This is a genomic window from Novosphingobium flavum, assembly GCF_014230315.1.
In the GTDB taxonomy this organism is placed as follows: domain Bacteria; phylum Pseudomonadota; class Alphaproteobacteria; order Sphingomonadales; family Sphingomonadaceae; genus Novosphingobium; species Novosphingobium flavum.
In genome coordinates, this window is sequence record NZ_JACLAW010000001.1 from 21257 (window position 1) to 40636 (window position 19380).

14 protein-coding genes are annotated in these 19380 nt (G+C 68.1%); 5 read left to right on the forward strand and 9 right to left on the reverse strand.

Features of this window, described 5'->3' with window-relative positions; genetic code table 11:
* The first annotated feature begins 14 nt into the window (after positions 1 to 14).
* Positions 15 to 1202 carry an acyltransferase family protein gene (locus H7F51_RS00120; RefSeq protein ID WP_185662181.1) on the forward strand — a complete coding sequence of 396 codons (1188 nt, stop codon included), beginning with the start codon at positions 15 to 17 and terminating at the stop codon, positions 1200 to 1202.
* 30 nt (positions 1203 to 1232) lie between these two features.
* Here the strand turns inward: H7F51_RS00120 and H7F51_RS00125 are convergent, their stop codons facing one another.
* A complete protein-coding gene (locus H7F51_RS00125) occupies positions 1233 to 2216 on the reverse strand; it encodes a dienelactone hydrolase family protein (RefSeq protein ID WP_185662182.1) in 984 nt (327 codons plus the stop codon).
* A 154-nt stretch (positions 2217 to 2370) separates the two neighbouring features.
* Between H7F51_RS00125 and gatB the strand changes: the two genes are divergently transcribed.
* Positions 2371 to 3867, forward strand: coding sequence for an Asp-tRNA(Asn)/Glu-tRNA(Gln) amidotransferase subunit GatB (gene gatB, locus H7F51_RS00130; protein ID WP_185662183.1), 1497 nt, complete (start codon positions 2371 to 2373; stop codon positions 3865 to 3867).
* A 33-nt stretch (positions 3868 to 3900) separates the two neighbouring features.
* Here gatB and H7F51_RS00135 read toward each other — a convergent pair whose 3' ends face one another.
* Both H7F51_RS00135 and H7F51_RS00140 read right to left on the reverse strand, forming a co-directional pair.
* On the reverse strand, positions 3901 to 6810 hold the full coding sequence (locus H7F51_RS00135; protein WP_246447550.1) for a M16 family metallopeptidase: 2910 nt from the start codon (positions 6808 to 6810) through the stop codon (positions 3901 to 3903).
* An 83-nt stretch (positions 6811 to 6893) separates the two neighbouring features.
* The gene (locus tag H7F51_RS00140) at positions 6894 to 8084 is read right to left on the reverse strand and encodes an esterase (RefSeq protein WP_185662185.1); all 1191 of its coding nucleotides are present in this window, start codon (positions 8082 to 8084) and stop codon (positions 6894 to 6896) included.
* Positions 8085 to 8300: 216 nt separating this feature from the next.
* Between H7F51_RS00140 and clpB the strand changes: the two genes are divergently transcribed.
* From clpB to H7F51_RS00155, 3 genes are all read left to right on the forward strand, one after another.
* Entirely contained in the window at positions 8301 to 10880 is a 2580-nt protein-coding gene (clpB, locus tag H7F51_RS00145; protein ID WP_185662186.1) for an ATP-dependent chaperone ClpB, read from the forward strand.
* A 180-nt stretch (positions 10881 to 11060) separates the two neighbouring features.
* Positions 11061 to 11936, forward strand: coding sequence for an S-methyl-5'-thioadenosine phosphorylase (gene mtnP, locus H7F51_RS00150; RefSeq protein WP_185662187.1), 876 nt, complete (start codon positions 11061 to 11063; stop codon positions 11934 to 11936).
* Positions 11933 to 12649: an FAA hydrolase family protein gene (locus tag H7F51_RS00155; protein WP_185662188.1), complete on the forward strand. Its 717-nt coding sequence runs from the start codon at positions 11933 to 11935 to the stop codon at positions 12647 to 12649. Before mtnP ends, H7F51_RS00155 begins: the two co-directional genes overlap by 4 nt.
* Positions 12650 to 12729: 80 nt before the next feature.
* Here H7F51_RS00155 and H7F51_RS00160 read toward each other — a convergent pair whose 3' ends face one another.
* The 6 genes from H7F51_RS00160 to cpaB all read right to left on the reverse strand — a co-directional run bounded on the left by H7F51_RS00160 (position 12730) and on the right by cpaB (position 19371).
* A complete protein-coding gene (locus H7F51_RS00160; RefSeq protein WP_185662189.1) occupies positions 12730 to 13731 on the reverse strand; it encodes a type II secretion system F family protein in 1002 nt (333 codons plus the stop codon).
* Positions 13732 to 13747: 16 nt separating this feature from the next.
* Complete coding sequence (locus H7F51_RS00165) at positions 13748 to 14719, reverse strand: type II secretion system F family protein (RefSeq protein ID WP_185662190.1); 972 nt, start codon at positions 14717 to 14719, stop codon at positions 13748 to 13750.
* Between the two features lie 70 nt (positions 14720 to 14789).
* Positions 14790 to 16070: a P-loop NTPase family protein gene (locus tag H7F51_RS00170; protein ID WP_185662191.1), complete on the reverse strand. Its 1281-nt coding sequence runs from the start codon at positions 16068 to 16070 to the stop codon at positions 14790 to 14792.
* 3 nt (positions 16071 to 16073) lie between these two features.
* Positions 16074 to 16706, reverse strand: a complete 633-nt coding sequence (locus H7F51_RS00175) for a CpaD family pilus assembly protein (RefSeq protein ID WP_185662192.1) — start codon at positions 16704 to 16706, stop codon at positions 16074 to 16076.
* Positions 16707 to 16720: 14 nt separating this feature from the next.
* Complete coding sequence (locus tag H7F51_RS00180; RefSeq protein ID WP_425490978.1) at positions 16721 to 18313, reverse strand: type II and III secretion system protein family protein; 1593 nt, start codon at positions 18311 to 18313, stop codon at positions 16721 to 16723.
* A gap of 8 nt (positions 18314 to 18321) precedes the next feature.
* Positions 18322 to 19371: a Flp pilus assembly protein CpaB gene (gene cpaB / locus H7F51_RS00185; protein WP_185662193.1), complete on the reverse strand. Its 1050-nt coding sequence runs from the start codon at positions 19369 to 19371 to the stop codon at positions 18322 to 18324.
* Between the last annotated feature and the right edge of the window lie 9 nt (positions 19372 to 19380).

The following is a 19380-nucleotide window of genomic DNA, read 5'->3' on the forward strand; positions in this document are numbered from 1 at the left end:
TGGACGAGGGCGGCATGTTGCCCTCGTCCGCGCTCCCTTCGGCGCCCGCTTGCGCAGACGCGGCGGCGCCGCCCGGCCCGGCGCGCGATGCGGGAGGACGGGCTCATTTCGCCGTGCTCGATGCATGGCGCGGCGTCGCGGCCCTTGCCGTGGCCTTCCGCCATATCAACGGCACGGCTTTCTTCCTGAACGGCCCGCTCCATTCGGCGCTGAGCAGCGCGGTCGATTTCTTCTTCATCCTGTCCGGCTTCGTGATCGCCGCCAGCTATGGCGAGCGGCTGGCGCGGGGCTTTTCGCTGCTGCGCTATGCCGTCCTGCGCTGGGGGCGGGTCTGGCCGCTCCATGGGCTGATGGTGCTGGCCTATGTCCTGTTCGAGACGGCCTTGTGGCTGCGCGGCTCCGGCGGCCTCCTCGGCGGGCGCGAGGCATTCACCGGCCCGCGCGATCCGGCCACCTTGCTGCCGAGCCTGATGCTGGTCCAGGCATGGATCTGGCCGGGGCGGGACCTGTGGAACACCCAGAGCTGGTCGGTCTCGGTGGAGATGGCGCTTTATTGCGGATCGGCCTTGCTCTGGCGGGTTCTGGGACTGCGCGCCAACTGGCTGGCCCTGCCGGCGGGCCTTGCGGCGCTCTGGGCCATCGCCCTGTTCCCGGCGGGCGAGCAATTGCTGCGCGGGGTGGCGGGTTTCGGCTTCGGCATGGCCTGCTGGGCGGTCTGGCCGCGCCTTTCGGCGCTGGCCCTGCCGCGCCCGGCGCTGCAAGTGGCAGAGCCGCTGTTGGTCGGCGCCGCCCTGCTCGCTTTCGCCACCGACCAGTCGCTGCGGCTGATCGATCCGCTCTTCGTGTTGGTCCTATTGGTCTTCGCGCGCGCGGAGGGGCCGATCAGCGCCCTGCTGAAGACGGCCCCGGCGCGCTGGCTCGGCGCGCTGTCCTATTCGCTGTACATGGTCCACATGCTGGTGATCGGGCGCCTGTGCGATGCCCTTGCCTTCGTCCAGGCCCGGATCGGGGCGCGGTGGATCTCGGTTCATCTCGGCGGGCGGGACGTGATCCTGCTCGATCCGCTGCCCGCTTTCGGCGTGGTCGTCGCCATGTTGGCGGTGACGCTCGTGGCGGCATGGGCGGCCTACGCGCTGGTCGAATGGCCGGCGCGGGATTGGTCGCGCCGGCTGGCGGGGCGGATCGGGCCGCAGCCGGCCTGATCCGCCGCCGCCCCGATCCACCCGGCAGCATCACATCGCGGCGAGCAGTTCCTGCAGCCGCGCCAGCGCCTTGTTGCGGGCGAGCGTATTGGCCGGGTTACGGTTGCGCGGTTCCTCGCCCAGCCGCACGAACATGTGCTCCGAGCCGGGATAGACCACTTCCTCATACTTCTTGCCGAGCCGCTTCATCGCGCTGCGCGTCGCCTCGAGCGAGCGGGTCACGCGCGGGTCGTATTCGGCGTAGAAGCCATAGACCGGCGCGGTCAGCCCGGCGAGCTTCTCGGGCGGCGGGGCCGCATCGTAGAAGATGAAGGCGGCAGTCAGGTCCTTACGCTGCACGGCGAAGTTGAACACCCGGCCGGCGCCCCAGGCGAAGCCCACGCCGGCCATCTTGCCGTTGAAGCCGGGCAGGGTCTTCGCATAATCGGCCCAGGCGTTCATGTCGGCGGTCATCTCGACATTGTCGCGCTTGGTGGCGCGGTGGGTGTAGAATACCGTCTTGTAATCCGGGTAGTCGCTGGCGCCGCCGCCATTGGGGGCAAGGCCATAGTGAAAGTCCGGCGCCACCACGATGTAGCCGAGCGCGGCGAGTTCGTCGGCCATCAGCCGGCCCCAGCGATTGAGGCCCTGGTCCTCGGGCACCATCAGGATCACTGGCGCCGGGCCGCGCTTGTCGGGGAAGACCACGAGGCCGCCCAAGGTCTTGCCCGCGCGGGTGATGGTCACGTCGCGGCGCAGCCGGGTGGAGTTGGCGAGCTTGGCCGCGCGCCACTGGTCGCTGCCGAGGCGGTCCTCGATCTCGATCACTTCGTCGAGCACCAGGGTTCCGGCCTTGGTCTTGGCGAGAAGCTGCTCATCGCGGTCGACCGGCTCGGTGGGAGCGGTCACAGAAGCAGGCGCGGAAACGGGCACTGCGGCCTGATCGGCCCATGCCGGGGCGGGCGCGGCGGCGACGGCCAGCAGGATCGCGGCAAGCGGCAGGGCGGCATATCGGGCGGCATCGGGCATGGGCATTCGGGCATCCCTCTGGAAAGCGGGCCTTTCGCGCTGGGTGCGCGCGGCAATTGGCAACAAAGCTGGCCGACAATCGGCGCGCCGCACCATAAGGGCAATGCCCGGAGGCGAAAGCCCCTTTTCACGCCCGCCGTCTCGCCCTAACGGGAGGGCCATGAGCACTTACCGCATCCAGGGCGCAACGGGCGAATGGGAGGTCGTGATCGGCCTCGAGGTTCACGCGCAGGTCGTCTCGAAGTCCAAGCTGTTTTCCGGCGCTGCCACGGCCTTCGGGGCCGAGCCCAATGCCCAGGTCTCGCTGGTCGACGCGGCCATGCCGGGCATGCTGCCGGTGCCCAACCGCGAATGCATCCGCCAGGCGGTCCGCACGGGTCTCGCGATCGACGCGCAGATCAACAAGTACTCGCGGTTCGACCGCAAGAACTACTTCTACGCCGATCTTCCGCAGGGCTACCAGATCAGCCAGCTTTACCACCCGCTGGTGGGTGAGGGGCACATCGAGATCAGCCTCGACGACAAGAACCCCGAGGCCGAGGTCAAGAAGATCGGGGTCGAGCGCATTCACGTCGAGCAGGACGCGGGCAAGCTGATGCATGATCAGCATCCGACCATGTCCTATGTCGATCTCAACCGTTCGGGCGTGGCGCTGATGGAAATCGTCAGCCGCCCCGACATGCGCTCGCCGGCCGAGGCCGGGGCCTACCTGCGCAAGCTGCGCGCGATCCTGCGCTATGTCGGCTCGTGCGACGGCAACATGGAAGAAGGCTCGATGCGGGCCGACGTCAACGTCTCGGTGCGCAAGGTGGGCGACGAACTCGGCACCCGGACCGAGACCAAGAACGTCAACTCGGTGCGCTTCGTCATGGCCGCGATCGAGCATGAGGCGATGCGCCAGGTCGACGTGCTGGAAAGCGGCGGCAAGATCGCGCAGGAAACCCGCCTGTTCGATCCCGACACCGGCACGACCCGCTCGATGCGCTCGAAGGAAGACGCGCACGACTATCGCTATTTCCCCGATCCCGACCTGCTGCCGCTCGAACTGACCGACAGCTTTATCGCGGATTGCCGCGAGAGCCTGCCCGAACTGCCCGACGCCAAGCGCCACCGCTATGAGAACGCGCTCGGCCTCACGCCCTATGTGGCGGGGGTGCTGACCGCCGAGGTCGAGACCGCGCGCTGGTTCGAGGCGCTGCTGGCCGAATGCGCGGTCCAGCAGGGCAAGGGCGAGGACGTGGTCGCCAAGCAGGCCGCCAACTGGCTGACGTCCGAGCTGTTTGGTGCGCTCAACCGGCTGGGCCGTGGCCTTGATGACAGCCCGGTCGGCCCGGCCGAAGCCGCGGAATTGCTGGCGCTGGTTTCCGATGGCACGATCTCGAACACCATCGCCAAGCAGGTCTTCGAGAAGATGCTGGAGACCGGCGACAAGGCGGGCGCGATCGTCGCGCGCGAAGGGCTCAAGCAGGAGAGCGACACCGGCGCGATCGACGCCGTGGTTGCCAAGATCCTGGCCGACAATGCCGACAAGGTGGCCCAGTACAAGGCGGGCAAGGAGGCCCTGTTCGGCTTCTTCGTTGGTCAGACGATGAAGGCCATGCAGGGCAAGGCCAACCCGCAGGTCGTCAACGAGCTGATCAAGAAGGCGCTCGGTTGACGTAGCTGCGGCTGAAGCGGCGCGCGGGGGCGCTTACGGCCCCTTCGCGCTGTCCTCCAGATAGCTGACCGGCAGGCCGACACTCTTGAGCTGCGGCTCGATCAGCTTGCGGTCGCCCACCACGACGATGGTCAGGCCGTCCGGCCCGAGATAGGTCCGCGCCGCCGTGTCCAGCGACTTGGCGTCGACCGCCCGATAGCGCGCGGGGAGCGTCTGGACATAGTCGTCCGGCCGGCCGAGCCGGTCGTTGATCACCACCTGTCCCATGACCTGACCATTGGTCTCGTAGCGGTTGGGCAGGCCGCGCACGTTGCCGTCGGTCACGCGCGAAACCTCCACCGGCTCGACCGGGCGGCTCGCCGGGAAGGCCTTCATGTCGGCCAGCAGCAGCTTGATTGCATCGCCGGTGCGGTCGCTTTGCACCGGGGTGGCCACGGTGAAGGTGCGCGGGCCGACGTTGCGGTCGATCGACGAGCGCACGCCGTAGGTCCAGCCTTTGTCCTCGCGCAGGTCCATGTTGAGCCGCGAGAGGAAGCCGCTGCCGAGCACCTCGTTGGCAAGGTCCAGCGCTTCCTTGTCCGGCACCGTGCCGGTCAGGGGCAGGATGCGGCCCATCAGGATCGCCGATTGCGGCGAGCCCGGTCGGTCGACCACCACGATGCGCGCCTGCGCGGCCGGGACCGGCGCCGCCATGGGCTTGGCCGGCTTCGGCGCGGCGGGCGGGGCCCAGTTGCCGAACGCTTGTTCGAGCAGCGGCTTCAACTCGGCCATGGTAATGTCGCCCACCACGGTGATCCGTGCGAGATCGGGGCGCAGCCACTTGTCATGCGCCGCGAGCAGGGCTTCCGGGGTGAGGGCGGAGAGCGCCGCCTCGGTGCCGAGGCCATCGGCGGGCAGGCCATAGGGGTGGGCCGGACCGAACAGCAGCGGTGCCATTGTCCGCTGCGCCTTTTGCATCGGGGTGGCCTCGGCCTGGGCCAGCTCGGCGAGGCGCTGGGCCTTGACCCGCGCCACGTCCTCGGCGGCGAAGGCCGGGTGGAGGGTGAGGTCGGCCATCAGAGCGAGCGAGGGGGCAAGGTTGGCGGCAAGGGCGTCGAGCGCGATCGCGCTGGAATCCTGCGAGGCTCCGGCGTTGATCGTGGCGCCGAGCCGCTCCTGCTCCTCGGCGATCTGGATCGCGCTGCGGCTGGCCGTGCCTTCATCGAGCAGGGCGAGCATGGTCGCCTGGGTGCCGGGCGCGTCGCTGAGGTCGGCCGAGGTTCCGGCATCGAAGTTCAGATTGACCAGCACCTTGGGCACGGCGCTGCGCCGGGCGAGGGTAACGGGAATGCCGTTGGACAGGACCGACCGCTCGACCGCAGGGAAGGCGAGGGCGCCGACCGGCTCGACCGGCGGCGCCGCGCGCGGCGCGGACTTCACGAGCTTCGGTGCGGGCGCGGCCTTGGCCGCAGGCTTGGCGACCGGCTTACCCTTTGCCGCCGTTTCATCGCCCCAACCGCCCATCAGTTCGCCCTTCTCGGTACGTTGGCCGGGCAGGACGGTGAGGGTGAACGAGGGGCGCCCCAGCCACTTCTGCAAGGCGGCCTTGACCTCAGCCGGGGTCAGCGCGGCGATCGCGGCAAGGTCGGCGCGGTATTTCTCGGGATCGTGCGAATAGAGCTCGCCCTCGGCGAGCGTCGCGCCCTTGCCGGAAAAGCCGCCGACCTGTTCGAGCGCGCCGATCTGGTAGGAGGCCTGCCGCGTTGCCGCGCGGCGCACCTCGTCCTCGCTCGGTCCCTCGCTCAGCAGGCGGGCGATCTCGCTGTCGAAGGCTTTCTCCGCCGCGGCGCGGTCAACCCCGTCCTTCACGTCCATCGCCGCCATCAGCTGGCTGACCTGCTCCATCGGCTGGGCCATGGCCGTGGCCATGGTGGCCACCTGCGCGCCCTTGACCAGCGCATTGTCGAACCGCGACGAGGCAAGGCCGCCGAGAATGTCCATGCCCACGACCAGCGCGGGCATTTCGGGATCGTTGAGCCCCGGTGCGGACCATGTCCGGTAGATCCGGGTAGTGGGCACCTGGTCGGTCATTTCGCGCCGCATCGGCGCGGCGAGCGTCACCGGCCCGGCGGTGACAGGCGGCACCTGGGCCCCGCGCGGAATGTCGCCGAACCACTTTTCCACCAAGGGGCGGGCGGCGGCCGCGTCGATGTCTCCGGCCAGGGCGAGGACCACGTTGTTCGGCCCGTAATTGTCCTTGAACCACTGTCGCACGTCAGCCAGCGAGGCGGCGTCGAGGTCGGCCATCGAGCCGATCGGGGTGTGGCGATAGGGGTGCCCCACCGGGTAAAGCCCTTCGCCGAGGGCATAGTCTGCCAGGCCATAGGGCTGGTTGTCGCCCTGCCGCTTCTCGTTCTGGACCACGCCGCGCTGCTTGTTCAGCTTGTCCTGGGTCACTGCGCCGAGCAGGTGACCCATCCGGTCGCTCTCCATGAACAGGGCGAGCGGGAGCGCGCCCGTGGGCACGGTCTCGACATAGTTGGTGCGGTCATAGGAGGTCGAGCCGTTGGTCGAGGTCGAGCCGGCGCCTTCGAGCGGAATGTCGAAATTGGGCACGTTTTCCGAGCCGCCGAAAAACAGGTGCTCGTAAAGGTGGGCAAAGCCGGTCTTGCCCTTGGGCTCGTTCTTCGAGCCGACCCGGTAATAGAGCGTCACGCCCACGATCGGCGCCTTGCGGTCAGTATGGACCAGCACGGTCAGGCCGTTGGCGAGGACGAACTTCTGGTACGGAATATCCACGCGGCTGACGAGATCGGCCAAGGGTGCGGGCTGGGCCGGCGGCGCTGGGGGCGTGGCGGCCGAGGGCGGAGCAGTCGGGGGCGGAGCAGCAGGGGCAGTGGCGAGCGGGGCGGGGGACGCGGCGCAGCCGGTGAGGGCGAGGGCGATCAGGGAGGCGGAAAACAAGCGGTTCGGTCTTGGCATGGCGCCTTGTCTAACAGAGCGCGGCGCCGCCGCCAGCCGTAATCCGGCGGCGGCGGCGCGATCCTTCAGCGAAACAGGCGCGGCGCGAACTGGTGCAGGTAGCGCCGCCAGTTGAGCCAGGAATGGCCGCCGGTGCTTTCGTGGAATTCATGGGTGACGCCATAGCGGGTGAGGGTGGCATCCAGCGTTCGTCCGCCGTCCATGATCCGGTCGTCATGGTCGCCCACGCCGATCCAGAACAGCTTGACCCGCATGTTGGTCTGCGCCGCATTGGCCAGGAAGGCGGCGTTGCGCTGCTCGAAATCGTCAGGCACGCCCTGGGTCTGGCCCTTCTGCAGGCCCATGCTGAACACGCCGATGTAGGAAAACAGGTCGGTGCGCGACGGGCCGATGCGCAGGGTGCGCGCCCCGCCCATGGAAAGCCCGGCGATGGCGCGGTGATCGCGGTCGGCCAGGGTGCGGAAATTGCTTTCCACCCACGGCATGATGCTGCCGGTCAGGTCGGCCGCAAATGCATCCTGTTCCCGCGCGGCAAGGTCGATCGCGCTTTGTCCGGCCTGCGGGGCGGCGGGTACGCCAAGGTTCCAGTCGGGCATGACGACGATCATCGGCTTGGCCTTGCCCTCGGCCAACAGGTTGTCGAGGATGAAATTGACCCGGCCACCGGTGGTCCAGCCGCTGTCATTGTCGCCGCCGCCGTGGATCAGGTAAAGCACCGGATAGCGGCTTGCGTTCCCGTCATAGCCGGGCGGGGTGTAGACGTGGATCCGCCGCACCGTTCCGGTCACCCCGGAAGGATACCACGCCATGCGCACCTGGCCGTGGGGTACGGCGCGGTCATCCTCGAAGGCGGTTTCGGGGCCGGGAACCTTCAGGATGTTGTGATTGAAGGTGTTGCCATTCTTGATGACCGGGTTCTTCGGATCGAGCGCGGCGACACCGTCAACCCTGAAGGAATAGACGTAATAGTCCGGCGGCAGTGGCCCTTCGGTGATCGACCACACGCCGTTCGCCTCGCGCGTGGCGGAGCGGGAGGAATTACGGCGGTTGTTGTCCATCCAGTCGCCCGTGAGCTGTACCGCATCCGCCTTGGGGGCGAGGAGCCGGAAGGTCACGCGGCCATCGGGCAGAACCTCGGGCGATTTCACGCTTGCCGGGTCCTCCGCATTCTGCGCCGCCGCCGGGGCAGGCCGCGAAAGCGAGAGCAGCATCGCAGCGCCCAGGAAAAGTGCCGGCTTCCAGCCTCGTGTCGTCATTCTGCCCTCTCCTCATTGTCCGCCGCCGGATCGGCGCTTTCATGGGACCGCTCCCACCCGTGGTTTGCTTATGAATATTCGCGACTTCGTTCAAGCCGCTCGTCATTGCGCGCCGCGCGGTGCAAAGAAGGGCGGGCGGGCAAAAATTGATCCATCTCCTTGTGTGGCCGAAAAGCCACACTATCTTGCCGGGCAGCAGAGAAGCGAGAGATCCCCATGAATATCGAGAAGTTCACTGATCGCGCCAAGGGTTTCCTGCAGGCCGCGCAGACCGTCGCGATCCGCAAGAGCCACCAGCGGATCGGGCCCGAGCATCTCCTGAAGGCCCTGCTCGACGACGACCAGGGCATGGCCGCGCAGTTGATCCAGCGCGCCGGCGGCAATGCGAAATTCGCCAATGACGAGGTCGAGAAGGCGCTGGGCAAGATCCCGGCCGTTTCCGGCGCGGGCGCGCAAGCGACGCCCGGCCTCGACAACGATGCCGTGCGGGTGCTCGACCAGGCCGAGCAGCTTGCCACCAAGGCGGGCGACAGTTTCGTGCCGGTGCAGCGCATCCTGCAGGCGCTCGCGCTGGCCGCGACCACCGCGGCGGGACAGGCGCTGAAGGCGGCCAATGTCGATGCGCGCGCGCTCGAAGCCGCGATCCAGGAAGCGACCGGCGGCCGTTCGGCCGACAGCGCCAGCGCCGAGGAAAGCTACGACGCGCTCAAGAAATATGCCCGCGACCTGACCGAGGCGGCGCGCGAGGGCAAGCTCGATCCGGTGATCGGCCGCGACGAGGAAATCCGCCGCACGGTGCAGATCCTTGCCCGGCGCACCAAGAACAACCCGGCCCTGATCGGCGAGCCGGGCGTGGGCAAGACTGCGATCGCGGAAGGGCTGGCCCTGCGCATCGCCAATGGCGACGTGCCCGACAGCCTCAAGGACCGCCGCCTGATGGCGCTCGACATGGGCAGCCTGATCGCGGGCGCGAAGTATCGCGGCGAGTTCGAGGAGCGGCTGAAGGCCGTGCTCGACGAGGTGAAGGGCGCCGAGGGCGACATCATCCTGTTCATCGACGAGATGCACACCCTGATCGGGGCAGGCAAGAGCGAGGGCGCGATGGACGCGGGCAACCTGCTCAAGCCCGCGCTCGCCCGCGGCGAACTGCACTGCATCGGGGCGACCACGCTGGATGAATACCAGAAGTACGTGGAGAAGGACCCCGCCTTGCAGCGGCGGTTCCAGCCCGTGTTCGTGGGTGAACCCACGGTCGAGGACACGATCTCGATCCTGCGCGGGCTCAAGGACCGCTACGAGCTGCACCACGGCGTGCGGATCACCGACGGCGCGATCGTTGCAGCGGCGACCCTGTCCAACCGCTACATTGCCGACCGCTTCCTGCCCGACAAGGCGATCGACCTGATGGACGAAGCCGCCAGCCGGATCCGGATGGAGGTGGAAAGCAAGCCCGAGGAGATCGAGAAGCTCGACCGCCGGATCATTCAGCTCAAGATCGAGGAGCAGGCCCTTGGCCGCGAGAGTGACCAGCCGTCGAAGGACCGGCTCGCGGCCCTGCGCGAGGAACTGGCCAACCTTGAGCAGCAGTCGAGCGAGCTGACCACCCGCTGGCAGAACGAGCGCGACAAGATCGCCGCCGAAGGCAAGATCAAGGAGGCGCTCGACGCCGCGCGGGTGGAACTGGAACAGGCCCAGCGGCAGGGTGACTATGCCAAGGCGGGCGAGCTGTCCTACGGCCGCATCCCCGAGCTGGAGAAGCAGCTGGCCGAGGCGCAGGGCGCCTCCAGCAATGCCCTGCTGCGCGAGGAAGTGACCGCCGATGACATCGCCGGGGTCGTCAGCCGCTGGACCGGCGTGCCGGTCGACCGGATGCTGGAAGGCGAGCGCGAGAAATTGCTGCGCATGGAAGAGGTAATCGGCGCCCGCGTGATCGGCCAGAAGGACGCGGTCGTTGCCGTGTCCAAGGCCGTGCGCCGCGCCCGCGCCGGGCTGCAGGACCCGAACCGGCCGCTTGGCTCGTTCCTGTTCCTCGGCCCCACAGGCGTAGGCAAGACCGAGCTGACCAAGGCACTGGCCGGCTTCCTGTTCGATGATGACAGCGCGATGGTGCGCATCGACATGTCGGAGTTCATGGAAAAGCATGCCGTCAGCCGCCTGATCGGCGCCCCTCCGGGCTATGTTGGTTATGATGAGGGCGGCGTTCTTACCGAAGCGGTTCGCAGACGGCCCTATCAGGTCGTCCTGTTCGACGAGGTGGAGAAGGCTCATCCCGACGTGTTCAACGTGCTGCTGCAGGTGCTCGACGATGGCCGCCTGACCGACGGGCAGGGCCGGCTGGTGGACTTCACCAACACCCTGATTATCCTGACCTCGAACCTCGGTAGCCAGTACCTCGCCGGGCTGGACGAGGGGCAGGACGTCGACAGCGTTGAGCCGCAGGTGATGGAGGTGGTGCGCGCGCACTTCCGCCCGGAATTCCTCAACCGGCTCGACGAGATCATCCTGTTCCACCGGCTGGGGCAGGAGCACATGGCCCCGATCGTCGACATTCAGGTCGGCCGCGTCGGCAAGCTGCTGGCGGACCGCAAGATCACGCTCGACCTCACCGACGCCGCGCGGCGCTGGCTGGGCCGGGTGGGCTACGATCCGGTCTATGGTGCCCGGCCGCTCAAGCGCGCGGTGCAGCGCTACGTGCAGGACCCGCTCGCGGAAAAGCTGCTCGGCGGGGAGATCCCCGATGGCAGCGCGGTGCGGATCGACGAGGGCGACGGCGCCCTGGCGATCACGGTGGAGTAACCCCGTCCTCGTCATTGCGAACGCAGCGAAGCAATCCAGTGCGGCAATGCGAGGCCCTGGATTGCTTCGTCGCCAGGCTCCTCGCAATCACGAGGGGAGAGCGCGAAAAGTATTGCCCCCTGTTGCGCCGGCCACTGGATTGTCGCAAGCATAGGGTCAGCGAGCAGGAGAGGACGACGCTTGGCATCCTGGCATATTGGCGTGATCGGCGGCTCGGGCCTCGCCGAAGGCATCGGCCTTGAAGACGCTCAGGAAATCGCAGTATCCTCGCCCTTTGGCGAGCCGTCCGGCCCGGTCACGATCGGCCGCATCGGCAAGGTCCGCTTCACCTTCCTCGCCCGCCACGGCGCCGGGCACCGCCTCTCGCCCTCCGCGATCAATTATCGCGCCAATATCGACGTGATGAAGCGCTGCGGGGTGACCGACCTCGTCGCGCTCTCGGCCATCGGCTCACTGCGCGAGGAACTGGCGCCGGGGCAGTTCGTCGCGGTGGACCAGTTGATCGACCGCACTTCGGGCCGAGCCCATTCGTTCTTCGGGCAAGGGCTGGTCGCCCATGTCAGCCTGGCCGATCCGGTCTGTCCGCGCCTTTCCGCGCTGGTGGCCGAGGCCGCGCGCAAGGCCGGCGGCACGGTCCACGACAAGGGCTGTTACATCGCCATCGAAGGCCCGCAGTTTTCGACCCGCGCCGAAAGCCAGATGTACCGCACGTGGGGTGCCGACGTCATCGGCATGACCGCCATGCCCGAGGCGCGTCTCTCGCGCGAAGCCGAGCTGCCCTATGCCTTGCTCGGCATGGTCACCGACTATGACTGCTGGCGCGAGGCCGAAAAGGGGGTCGAGGCGGCCGAGGTCTTCGCCGTGATGAAGGCCAATGCCGCGCGCGCCCGCGATGCGGTCAAGCGCCTCGCCAAGGCCCTGCCTGAAACGCGCGAGCCGAGCCCGATCGACACCGCGCTCGATCACGCAATCGTTACCGCGCCGGCCGCGCGCGATCGCAAACTTGTTGCCATGCTCGGTGCCGTTGCCGGGCGCGTGCTGGGAGAAAATGCATGAAACTCGCCTCACTTCCCCAGCGCCGTGACGGACGGCTGGTTGTGGTCTCGACCGACCAGGCCTGGTATGCCGACGCCGATCACATCGTTCCCACCCTGCAGGCCGCGCTGGATGATTGGGACCGGCAGGCGCCGCTGCTCGACACCCTGTTCACCGAGCTTGAGCACGCGGCCATCCCCCGCCGCCGCTTTCACGAGCGCGAGGCCTGCGCCCCGCTGCCGCGCGCCTTCCGCCGCACCGCCGATGGCGAGGACCGCCCGGGTGACGATCTCGCTTCCGGCCGCTCGGACGTGGCCGAGGCGGGCATCGCCTCGTCGATCGAACTGTGCGTCGTGACCGGCGAGGTGCCGCATGGCGCCGGCCCGGCCGAAGCCCGCGCCGCCGTCCGCCTTGTCGGGCTGGTCCACGATCTCGGGGCCGGCGCTCTCTCGCCGCTCCTCGCCACGCCCGAGTTTCTCGAGCGCGAGGGGCTCGTGCTCCACGTCGAACGCGGCGGGAAGGTCGCGGCCAACAACGACGTTGCCCCGGTCGACTTCGGCGCGCTCGTCGCCGAGCTGGCGGCCGACCGCCGCCTTGGCCCCGGCACGATCGTCGGCTCCGCCCCGCTGGCGCAGCTGCCCCCGCTGGCCGAAGGCGAGACGATCCGCATCGAACTGCGCGACGCGCGCGGCAAGAGCCTGCTCGGCGCGATCGAGCGGACCGTCCGCGCCTGAAGCACGGCACTACCGGTGAAACGAAGAAGGGCGGCCCCGCGGGGCCGCCCTTCCTTTTTCTCGAACCTTCGCCGCGACCGTTACTTGTTCTGGTTGGAGAAGGCGTCGGCAATCGAGCAGCCGGCCGGGCCGAGGATGACGATGAACAGCACCGGCAGGATGAACAGGATCAGCGGAACGGTCATGATCGCGGGCAGGCGCGCGGCCTTTTCCTCGGCGCGCATCATGCGTTCGTTGCGGAATTCGGCCGAGAGCACGCGCAGGGCCGAGGCCAGCGGGGTGCCGTAGCGCTCGGTCTGGATCATGGTCGTCACCACCCCGCGCACGGCGTCGAGGTTGACGCGGTAAGCGAGGTTCTCGAAGGCCATGCGGCGCTCGGTGAGGAACGACAGCTCGATCGCGGTCAGGGTCAGCTCGTCGCCCAGTTCCGGATAGGCGCGGCCCAGTTCCTTGGCGACGCGGCCGAAGGCGGCATCGACGGTCAGGCCCGCCTCGGCGCAGATCACCATCAGGTCGAGCGCGTCGGGCAGACCCTTGCGGATCGCGTCGGTGCGCTTCTTGGCGATGTTGTCGATGTAGAGTTCGGGCGCCTTGTAGCCGGCGATGACCATCGCGGCGAAGCCCATGAAGCGCTTGAGGCTCGACCATTCGGGGAAGAAGTTGATCCCGAAGATCACGATCGCCGCGATGCCGCCGAACACGATCGGCAGGACCATGCGCCCGAAGATGACCGCGACCGCCCATTCCTTCTTACGCATGCCGGCATAGGCCAGCTTCTGCGTGATTTCCTGGATCTGGCTGTCCTGCAGCACCTTGAGGTTGGACAGCAGCTCGCGGATGCGGTCGGCGGTCTGGTTCTTGCGGACCAGGCTCTGGCGTCGGCGGGCCGAATTGGACACGATGCCGGCCTTGAGCTGTTCGCGCCGCTCGTTGAGCTGCTTGACCCGCTTGGCCATCGGATCGCGCACGGTGACCGCGGCGTAGATCGCCATGACCACGGCGAGCGCCGCGATCCCGGCGAGGATCGAACCGACCCAGACGACGTCGACGCCGAGGAGGGTGGGATGTTCGTTTGCCAACATGATTATCGCGCCCCCGTCAGATCTCGAAGCTGACCATCTTGGCCATGATGAAGGCCCCGATGGACATCCACACCAGGCCGAACAGGCCGGCCACCATCAGGCGCTCGTCCTCGAAGAATTTCTGGATGTAGCCGGGATTGATCCACCAGATCAGGCCGAACACCACGAACGGCAGCGCGCCCACGATATAGGCCGAGGCCTTGGATTCCGAGCTCATGGCCCGGATCTTGAGCTTCATCTGGGCGCGCTTGCGCAGCACGTCGGCAAGGTTGGACAGGGTTTCCGCCAGGTTGCCGCCGGTCTCGCGCTGGATCGCCAGGGTGATGCAGAAGAACTGGAATTCCGGCGTGCCGAGACGGTCGGCGGTGTCCTGCAGCGAATCTTCCATGGTCTTGCCGATGCGGATGCGCTCGGTCACCATCTTGAATTCCTCGCCCACGGGCCCGGGAACCTCGCTCGAGACGATGCCGAGGGTTTCAGTCACCGGCAGGCCCGAACGCAGGCCGCGCACGAGCAGCTCGATCGCGTCGGGGAACTTGGAGGTGAAGGCCCCGATGCGCCGCTTGATCATGTAGTTGACCGCCATGTGCGGCAGGCCGCCACCGATCACCACGCCGACCAGCAGCGAGGCGATCGGAATGCCGGTCTTCATGAAGACCAGCGCGGTCACGAACAGCGCCAGGCCGGCCGAGCCGTAGATGTACTGCATCATCGACCAGTTCATGCCGGTGCGGTGAAGCCTGAGGGCCAGGGCCTCGGCCCTCGAGCCCGAGCCGGCGACCACGTGGGCGCTGGGCTTGCGCGCGGCCACGGCCTTCTTCATCTGGGCCTCGACCTTGTCGGTCGCGTTCTCGGAATGGCGGAAACGCAGGGCCTGGAGGCGCCGCGCGCTTTCCTTGCCCGGGTTGGGCCCGAAGAAGGCACCGAAGCCCATCGCCAGAACTGCGGCACCGCCGGTTGCGATCACCATCAACTGCAGCGTGTTCATCGGCGCAGCTCCGCCCCTTCGTCATCCGGCCGCATGGGGGCGGCCACCCTTGTCCTTGCGATCCCGGCGCTCACGCCGGGGCCTTGTCCTTCTTGGCGAGCAGACCCTTGAGGTCGAACTTGCCGAGCAGCGAGGCGCCGCCCGCCTTCTTGCCCGCCTTGGCGGCCTCTTCCTCGGCATCGCTGACGCCGATGATGGTCGCGGCGATCTCGCGGATCACCGCGCCGCCCTTGGCCGCGCGGTTGGCCTCGGCATAGGTCTGGCCGAGCTTGGCCGCGTTGGTCACGCCCTTGAGGTCGTAGGGAAGCGAGAAGTTGACCTTGCGCTCGATCGAGGCCTCGAAGTCGGCCTTGCTGATCTCCTGCGTCGCGGTCTGGACCTTGTTGGCGACAACGAAGGTCTGGACGTGGGCCGCATTGGCCTTGAGCCAGGACAGGATGCGGATCGCGTCGCGCGCCGAGGCGAGGGTATATTCGGTCGCCAGCACCACGCAGTTCACGTCCGCCAGCAGGTGGGGGAAGTTGATCAGCATGTTGCGCGGCAGGTCGATCACCGTCATCTCGAAGGCCTGGCGGAACTCTTCCTCGAGCTGAACGAAGGCCGAGCCGTCGGTCATCAGCGGGGAATTGATCGGGGCCTCGGCCGAGAGGATCGAGAGGCGGTCGCTCGCGCGGATCATGGCGCGTTCGATGAACAGCCCGTCGATGCGGCTCGGGTTCTCGATCGCGTCGGTCAGGCCGCGGCCCGGCTCGAGGTCGAGGGTGAGTGCGCCGGTGCCGAAGTGCACGTCGAGATCGAGCAGCGCAGTCGGCATCTGGTGGTCATTGGCGAAGAGCCACGACAGCGAGGTGGTCAGCATCGAGGCCCCGGTGCCGCCGCGCGTGCCGACCACGGCGGTCGAGACGTGGCGCTTGGCCGCGGCCGGGTCATGTGCCTTGGGCTGGGTGAAGATCGCCTGGGCCTGGATCAGGGCATCGCGCACGGCCCCGGCCGAAAGCGGCTTGAGCAGGTAGTCCTGGATGCCGCTGGCCACGAGGTCGCGGTAGAGCCGCACGTCGTTGACCTGACCCACCGCGATCACCACCGTGCCCGGTTCGCAAACCTCGGCGAGGGCGTTGATGTCGTTGAGCGGATCGCCGCTTTCCGACAGGTCGACCATCAGGATGTTCGGGCTGGCGGTGATCGAGAGCGACTGGACCGCATTGCGCAGGCCGCCCTTGTGGCACTTTTCCGGCTGCCAGCCCATCTCGACCACGACCGGGCGCAGCACGTCGAGCGCGGCCTCGTCGCAGATATAGGCGGAGAAGGGGTCTCTGTTCCCGGGCATCCCGGTCTTCCACGGCGCGTTCATCGGTCAGTTCCCCCCGGTGCTCTGAGTAGAAGCCTTGTTGGTGGTGGCGGAATGTTCGCGGAAGGCGTCGATCGCCTTGGTCGAGGTCATGACCGTGGTCTCGCCCGAACCGGTTGCGCCGTGCACGAGATGTTCGGGATCGGCCACCATCGCCGCCAGGTTGCCGTTGACCGCGCAGCCGAACCCGTGGCTGGTGGCATTGGCGAAATTGGTGTCGGAGTTGTCGCGCCAGTCCGGGCAGCCCGGAACCGAGGCGACCGCGCGCACCACCACGACGCGGGCGGTGCCGGCGTTGAGGTAGCCCTGGGTCACCGGGGCGCCCTCGCTGAGCAGGATGCCATACTTGCCGGCGACTTCGGCCACGGCCGCGCGGGTCGCGGGGCTGGCGAGCGGATCGTCGACATAGATGCGGTCGCCATATTGCAGGTGCATGGCGTCGAACCACCCGGCGAGGCGCTTCTGCTCGGGCAGGGAAAGCCCGCCCGGGCCGGTTGCGAGATCGAGCACGAAGTTGGTCTTCTCGACGATCGGCTGGTGCACGCTGTCGAGCGAACGGTTGGCCGCCATCCCGCCGCAGCCGGCAAGGACGAGGGTGGCCGAGAGGGCGACGGCGGCGCGAAGGGTCATGGTACGCATGGGTCTCACCTCTCTCACTTCAGGCTGAAGCCGGGCTGGGCCGACGTGTCGGCCTTGCCCTTACGGGCCGGCAGTTCGCTGCCGGCGGCCAGGGCCGGTGCGGCGGCGTCAGCCTCGCCCACCTTGGGCGCGGGCGGATTGTTCGACTGGGTCGGCGCCGCTGCACTCGGCTTGGGGCGGTCGGCCCCGCTCTTGCCGGCACTCTGCTGGTTGCCGAAGATGCGCTGGACGTCGTCCGGCGCCTGGTAGCCGTCGGTCGGCAGCTTGATCGCATTGGCGTCGACCGGCTTGACCAGGTAGGGCGTGACCACGATCACCAGCTCGGTCTCGCCGCGCTGGAACCCGGTCGAGCGGAACAGCGCGCCGAGGATCGGGATGTCGCCCGCGCCCGGCAGCTTCTGCACCGAATTGGTGGTCTGGTTGCGCAGCAGGCCGGCGATCATGAAGCTCTGGCCCGAGCCCAGTTCCACCGTCGTTTCCGCGCGGCGGGTGGTGATCGTCGGCACCGAGTTGCCGTTCTGGATCACGCTGGCGCCCAGTTCCGACACTTCCGGCCGGACGCGCAGCGAGATGCGGCCATTGGCAAGCACGGTCGGGGTGTAGCTCAGCGAGACGCCGTACTTCTTGAACTCGACCGTCGCGCCGTTGATGCCCGAGGACGAGGTATAGGGATATTCGCCGCCCGCGAGGAAGTCGGCGGTTTCGCCCGAGATCGCGGTGAGGTTCGGCTGGGCCAGCGTGGTGACGAGACCGGCGGTTTCGCCCGCATCGAGTGTGCCGAGGATGTCGAGCCCGAACAGCTTGCCCGCTCCCGCCAGCGTCGTCCCGGTCGTGATCGAGGGGACGACCGTGGTGCCGGCCGAGCCGGTGGTCACGTTGACGCCCATCAGGCCGCCCGGGGTCCACTGGGTCGGGCCAGTGCCCTGGCCGATGCCGAACTTGAACCCGCCGGTCCCGTCGGCCGTGGCGATATTGCTCGCCAGCGACTTCGACAGGGTGCGGCTCACCTCGGCGATGCGCACCTGCAGGTTGACCTGCAGCGGGGTCGCCATCTTGAGGCGGGTGATCACGTTGGTCTGCTTGCCCATGAAGGCCTGGACGAGGCGCTGGGCCTCGGCGGCGTCTTCGGGGGCGGCGATCGTGCCGGTCAGCAGAACCGTGTCAGAACCGATGGTCGAGACCGCGATGCGCGCTTCCGGCATGGCCACGCGCAGCATCTGGTCAACGCTGTCGATGTTGGTGCCGACGCGGACATTCGCCGACCAGATCACATTGCCCTGGCCGTCCGATGCATAGACGGTGGTCACGCCGCCGGCCTTGCCCATCAGGTAGAGCTGGTTGGTCGACTTGATCTGGACGTCGGCGACGGAGTCGTTGGCGACGAAGACGTCGGCCATCCGTCCGGGGACGGTGATCAGCTGGCCGCGTCCGATCGAGAGCGCGATGTCCTGCGCCGGGCGGGTCACGGTCTGGGCGGCGGCCGGAGCGGCGATCATGGCGGTCGCCGGGATCGCGAGGGCCGCGGCGGCGCCCAGCAGGGAGGAAGTGAAGCGGCTGGTCATCGAGCTGCCCTTCGGTTTCGCGGTGGCGGGGATGGTGCGGTTCATGCCCATGATCACTTCCCTGCCTGTTCGTAGGTGGTGTTCTTGCCGCGGGTGACGCGGACGACGGGACCGGTCTGCACCGGCAGGGGCTGGCCCTGCGGCGCGCCGGCCGTGGCGACGGCCTTGATCATCGAGCCCATCGCATTGGCGAACTTCGAGGCGCCGTCGGCGCTGCCGGCGCGGGGCAGGGCGCGGCGCTGGAAGCGCGAGACGTCGCCGCCGGTGACGAAGGTCGAGCCGGTGTCCTGCGGGCGGTTCATCGCCGCCGAGAGCACACGCTGCTCTTCATCCTTGCTGGCGCCGGTGGGCAGCTTGACCTGGCCCGAGGCGACCGCGCGTTCCAGTTCCGACTGGTTGTCGGCCAGCGAGCGCAGCGAGAGCGAGAGCGCGCCGATCTTTTCGGAAACGGCGATCTTCTCGGCGATCTTCGGGGTGACCTCGATGGTCACGGTGGAGAAGGCCTTCACCACGGTCTTGCCGTCGACCACTTCCTGATCGGTCGACTGGTCGGTGGCGAGCACGCGCAGGTTGCGCAGCACGGTCTCGGTGGTGTTGAGCGGCTGGCCGCCATCCTCGCCCGCGGGCGAAACGGTCTGGGTCAGCATCAGGTCGACGTGGTCGCCCGGGAAGATGAAGCCGGCAACGCCGGTCTTGGCCGAGACGGTGATGGTCACGGCGCGCATGCCCGGCCCGAGGGCGGCTGCGAGGAAGCCGCGGTCGCCGGGGCGGACGAGGGCGCCCTGGGTCAGCGGCTGGCCGGCCGTGATCGGAAAGCGGACCACGGTGCCGAGCAGCTTGTTCAGGTCCGCCTCGCCTTCGAGGAAGTAGGCGTCCTTGACCATTTCCTTCGGCCAGGCCTGGAAGACCAGCGAGTCCTGGGTGATGATCGTGCCGACCGGCAGGGCGCGCTGGGCGACCATCACCTTCGGCCCCTGGGCCACCTGCTGGGCGGCCTGGGCCTGAGGCGCGGCGCCACCACCGAGCATGCTCCGGGCAGCAAGGGCGGTGCCGATCGCAACGACCAGCGCCCCCAGCAGCAGCATCAGCTTTCTCTTGTCCATGGCTTTGCA

Coding starts and splice junctions, on each gene's coding strand:
- H7F51_RS00120 (WP_185662181.1), top strand. CDS start 15: ATGTTGCCCTCGTCCGCGCTCCCTTCGGCGCCCGCTTGCGCAGACGCG.
- H7F51_RS00125 (WP_185662182.1), bottom strand. CDS start 2,216: ATGCCCATGCCCGATGCCGCCCGATATGCCGCCCTGCCGCTTGCCGCG.
- gatB (WP_185662183.1), top strand. CDS start 2,371: ATGAGCACTTACCGCATCCAGGGCGCAACGGGCGAATGGGAGGTCGTG.
- H7F51_RS00140 (WP_185662185.1), bottom strand. CDS start 8,084: ATGACGACACGAGGCTGGAAGCCGGCACTTTTCCTGGGCGCTGCGATG.
- clpB (WP_185662186.1), top strand. CDS start 8,301: ATGAATATCGAGAAGTTCACTGATCGCGCCAAGGGTTTCCTGCAGGCC.
- H7F51_RS00155 (WP_185662188.1), top strand. CDS start 11,933: ATGAAACTCGCCTCACTTCCCCAGCGCCGTGACGGACGGCTGGTTGTG.
- H7F51_RS00160 (WP_185662189.1), bottom strand. CDS start 13,731: ATGTTGGCAAACGAACATCCCACCCTCCTCGGCGTCGACGTCGTCTGG.
- H7F51_RS00165 (WP_185662190.1), bottom strand. CDS start 14,719: ATGAACACGCTGCAGTTGATGGTGATCGCAACCGGCGGTGCCGCAGTT.
- H7F51_RS00170 (WP_185662191.1), bottom strand. CDS start 16,070: ATGAACGCGCCGTGGAAGACCGGGATGCCCGGGAACAGAGACCCCTTC.
- H7F51_RS00175 (WP_185662192.1), bottom strand. CDS start 16,706: ATGCGTACCATGACCCTTCGCGCCGCCGTCGCCCTCTCGGCCACCCTC.
- H7F51_RS00180 (WP_425490978.1), bottom strand. CDS start 18,313: ATGAACCGCACCATCCCCGCCACCGCGAAACCGAAGGGCAGCTCGATG.
- cpaB (WP_185662193.1), bottom strand. CDS start 19,371: ATGGACAAGAGAAAGCTGATGCTGCTGCTGGGGGCGCTGGTCGTTGCG.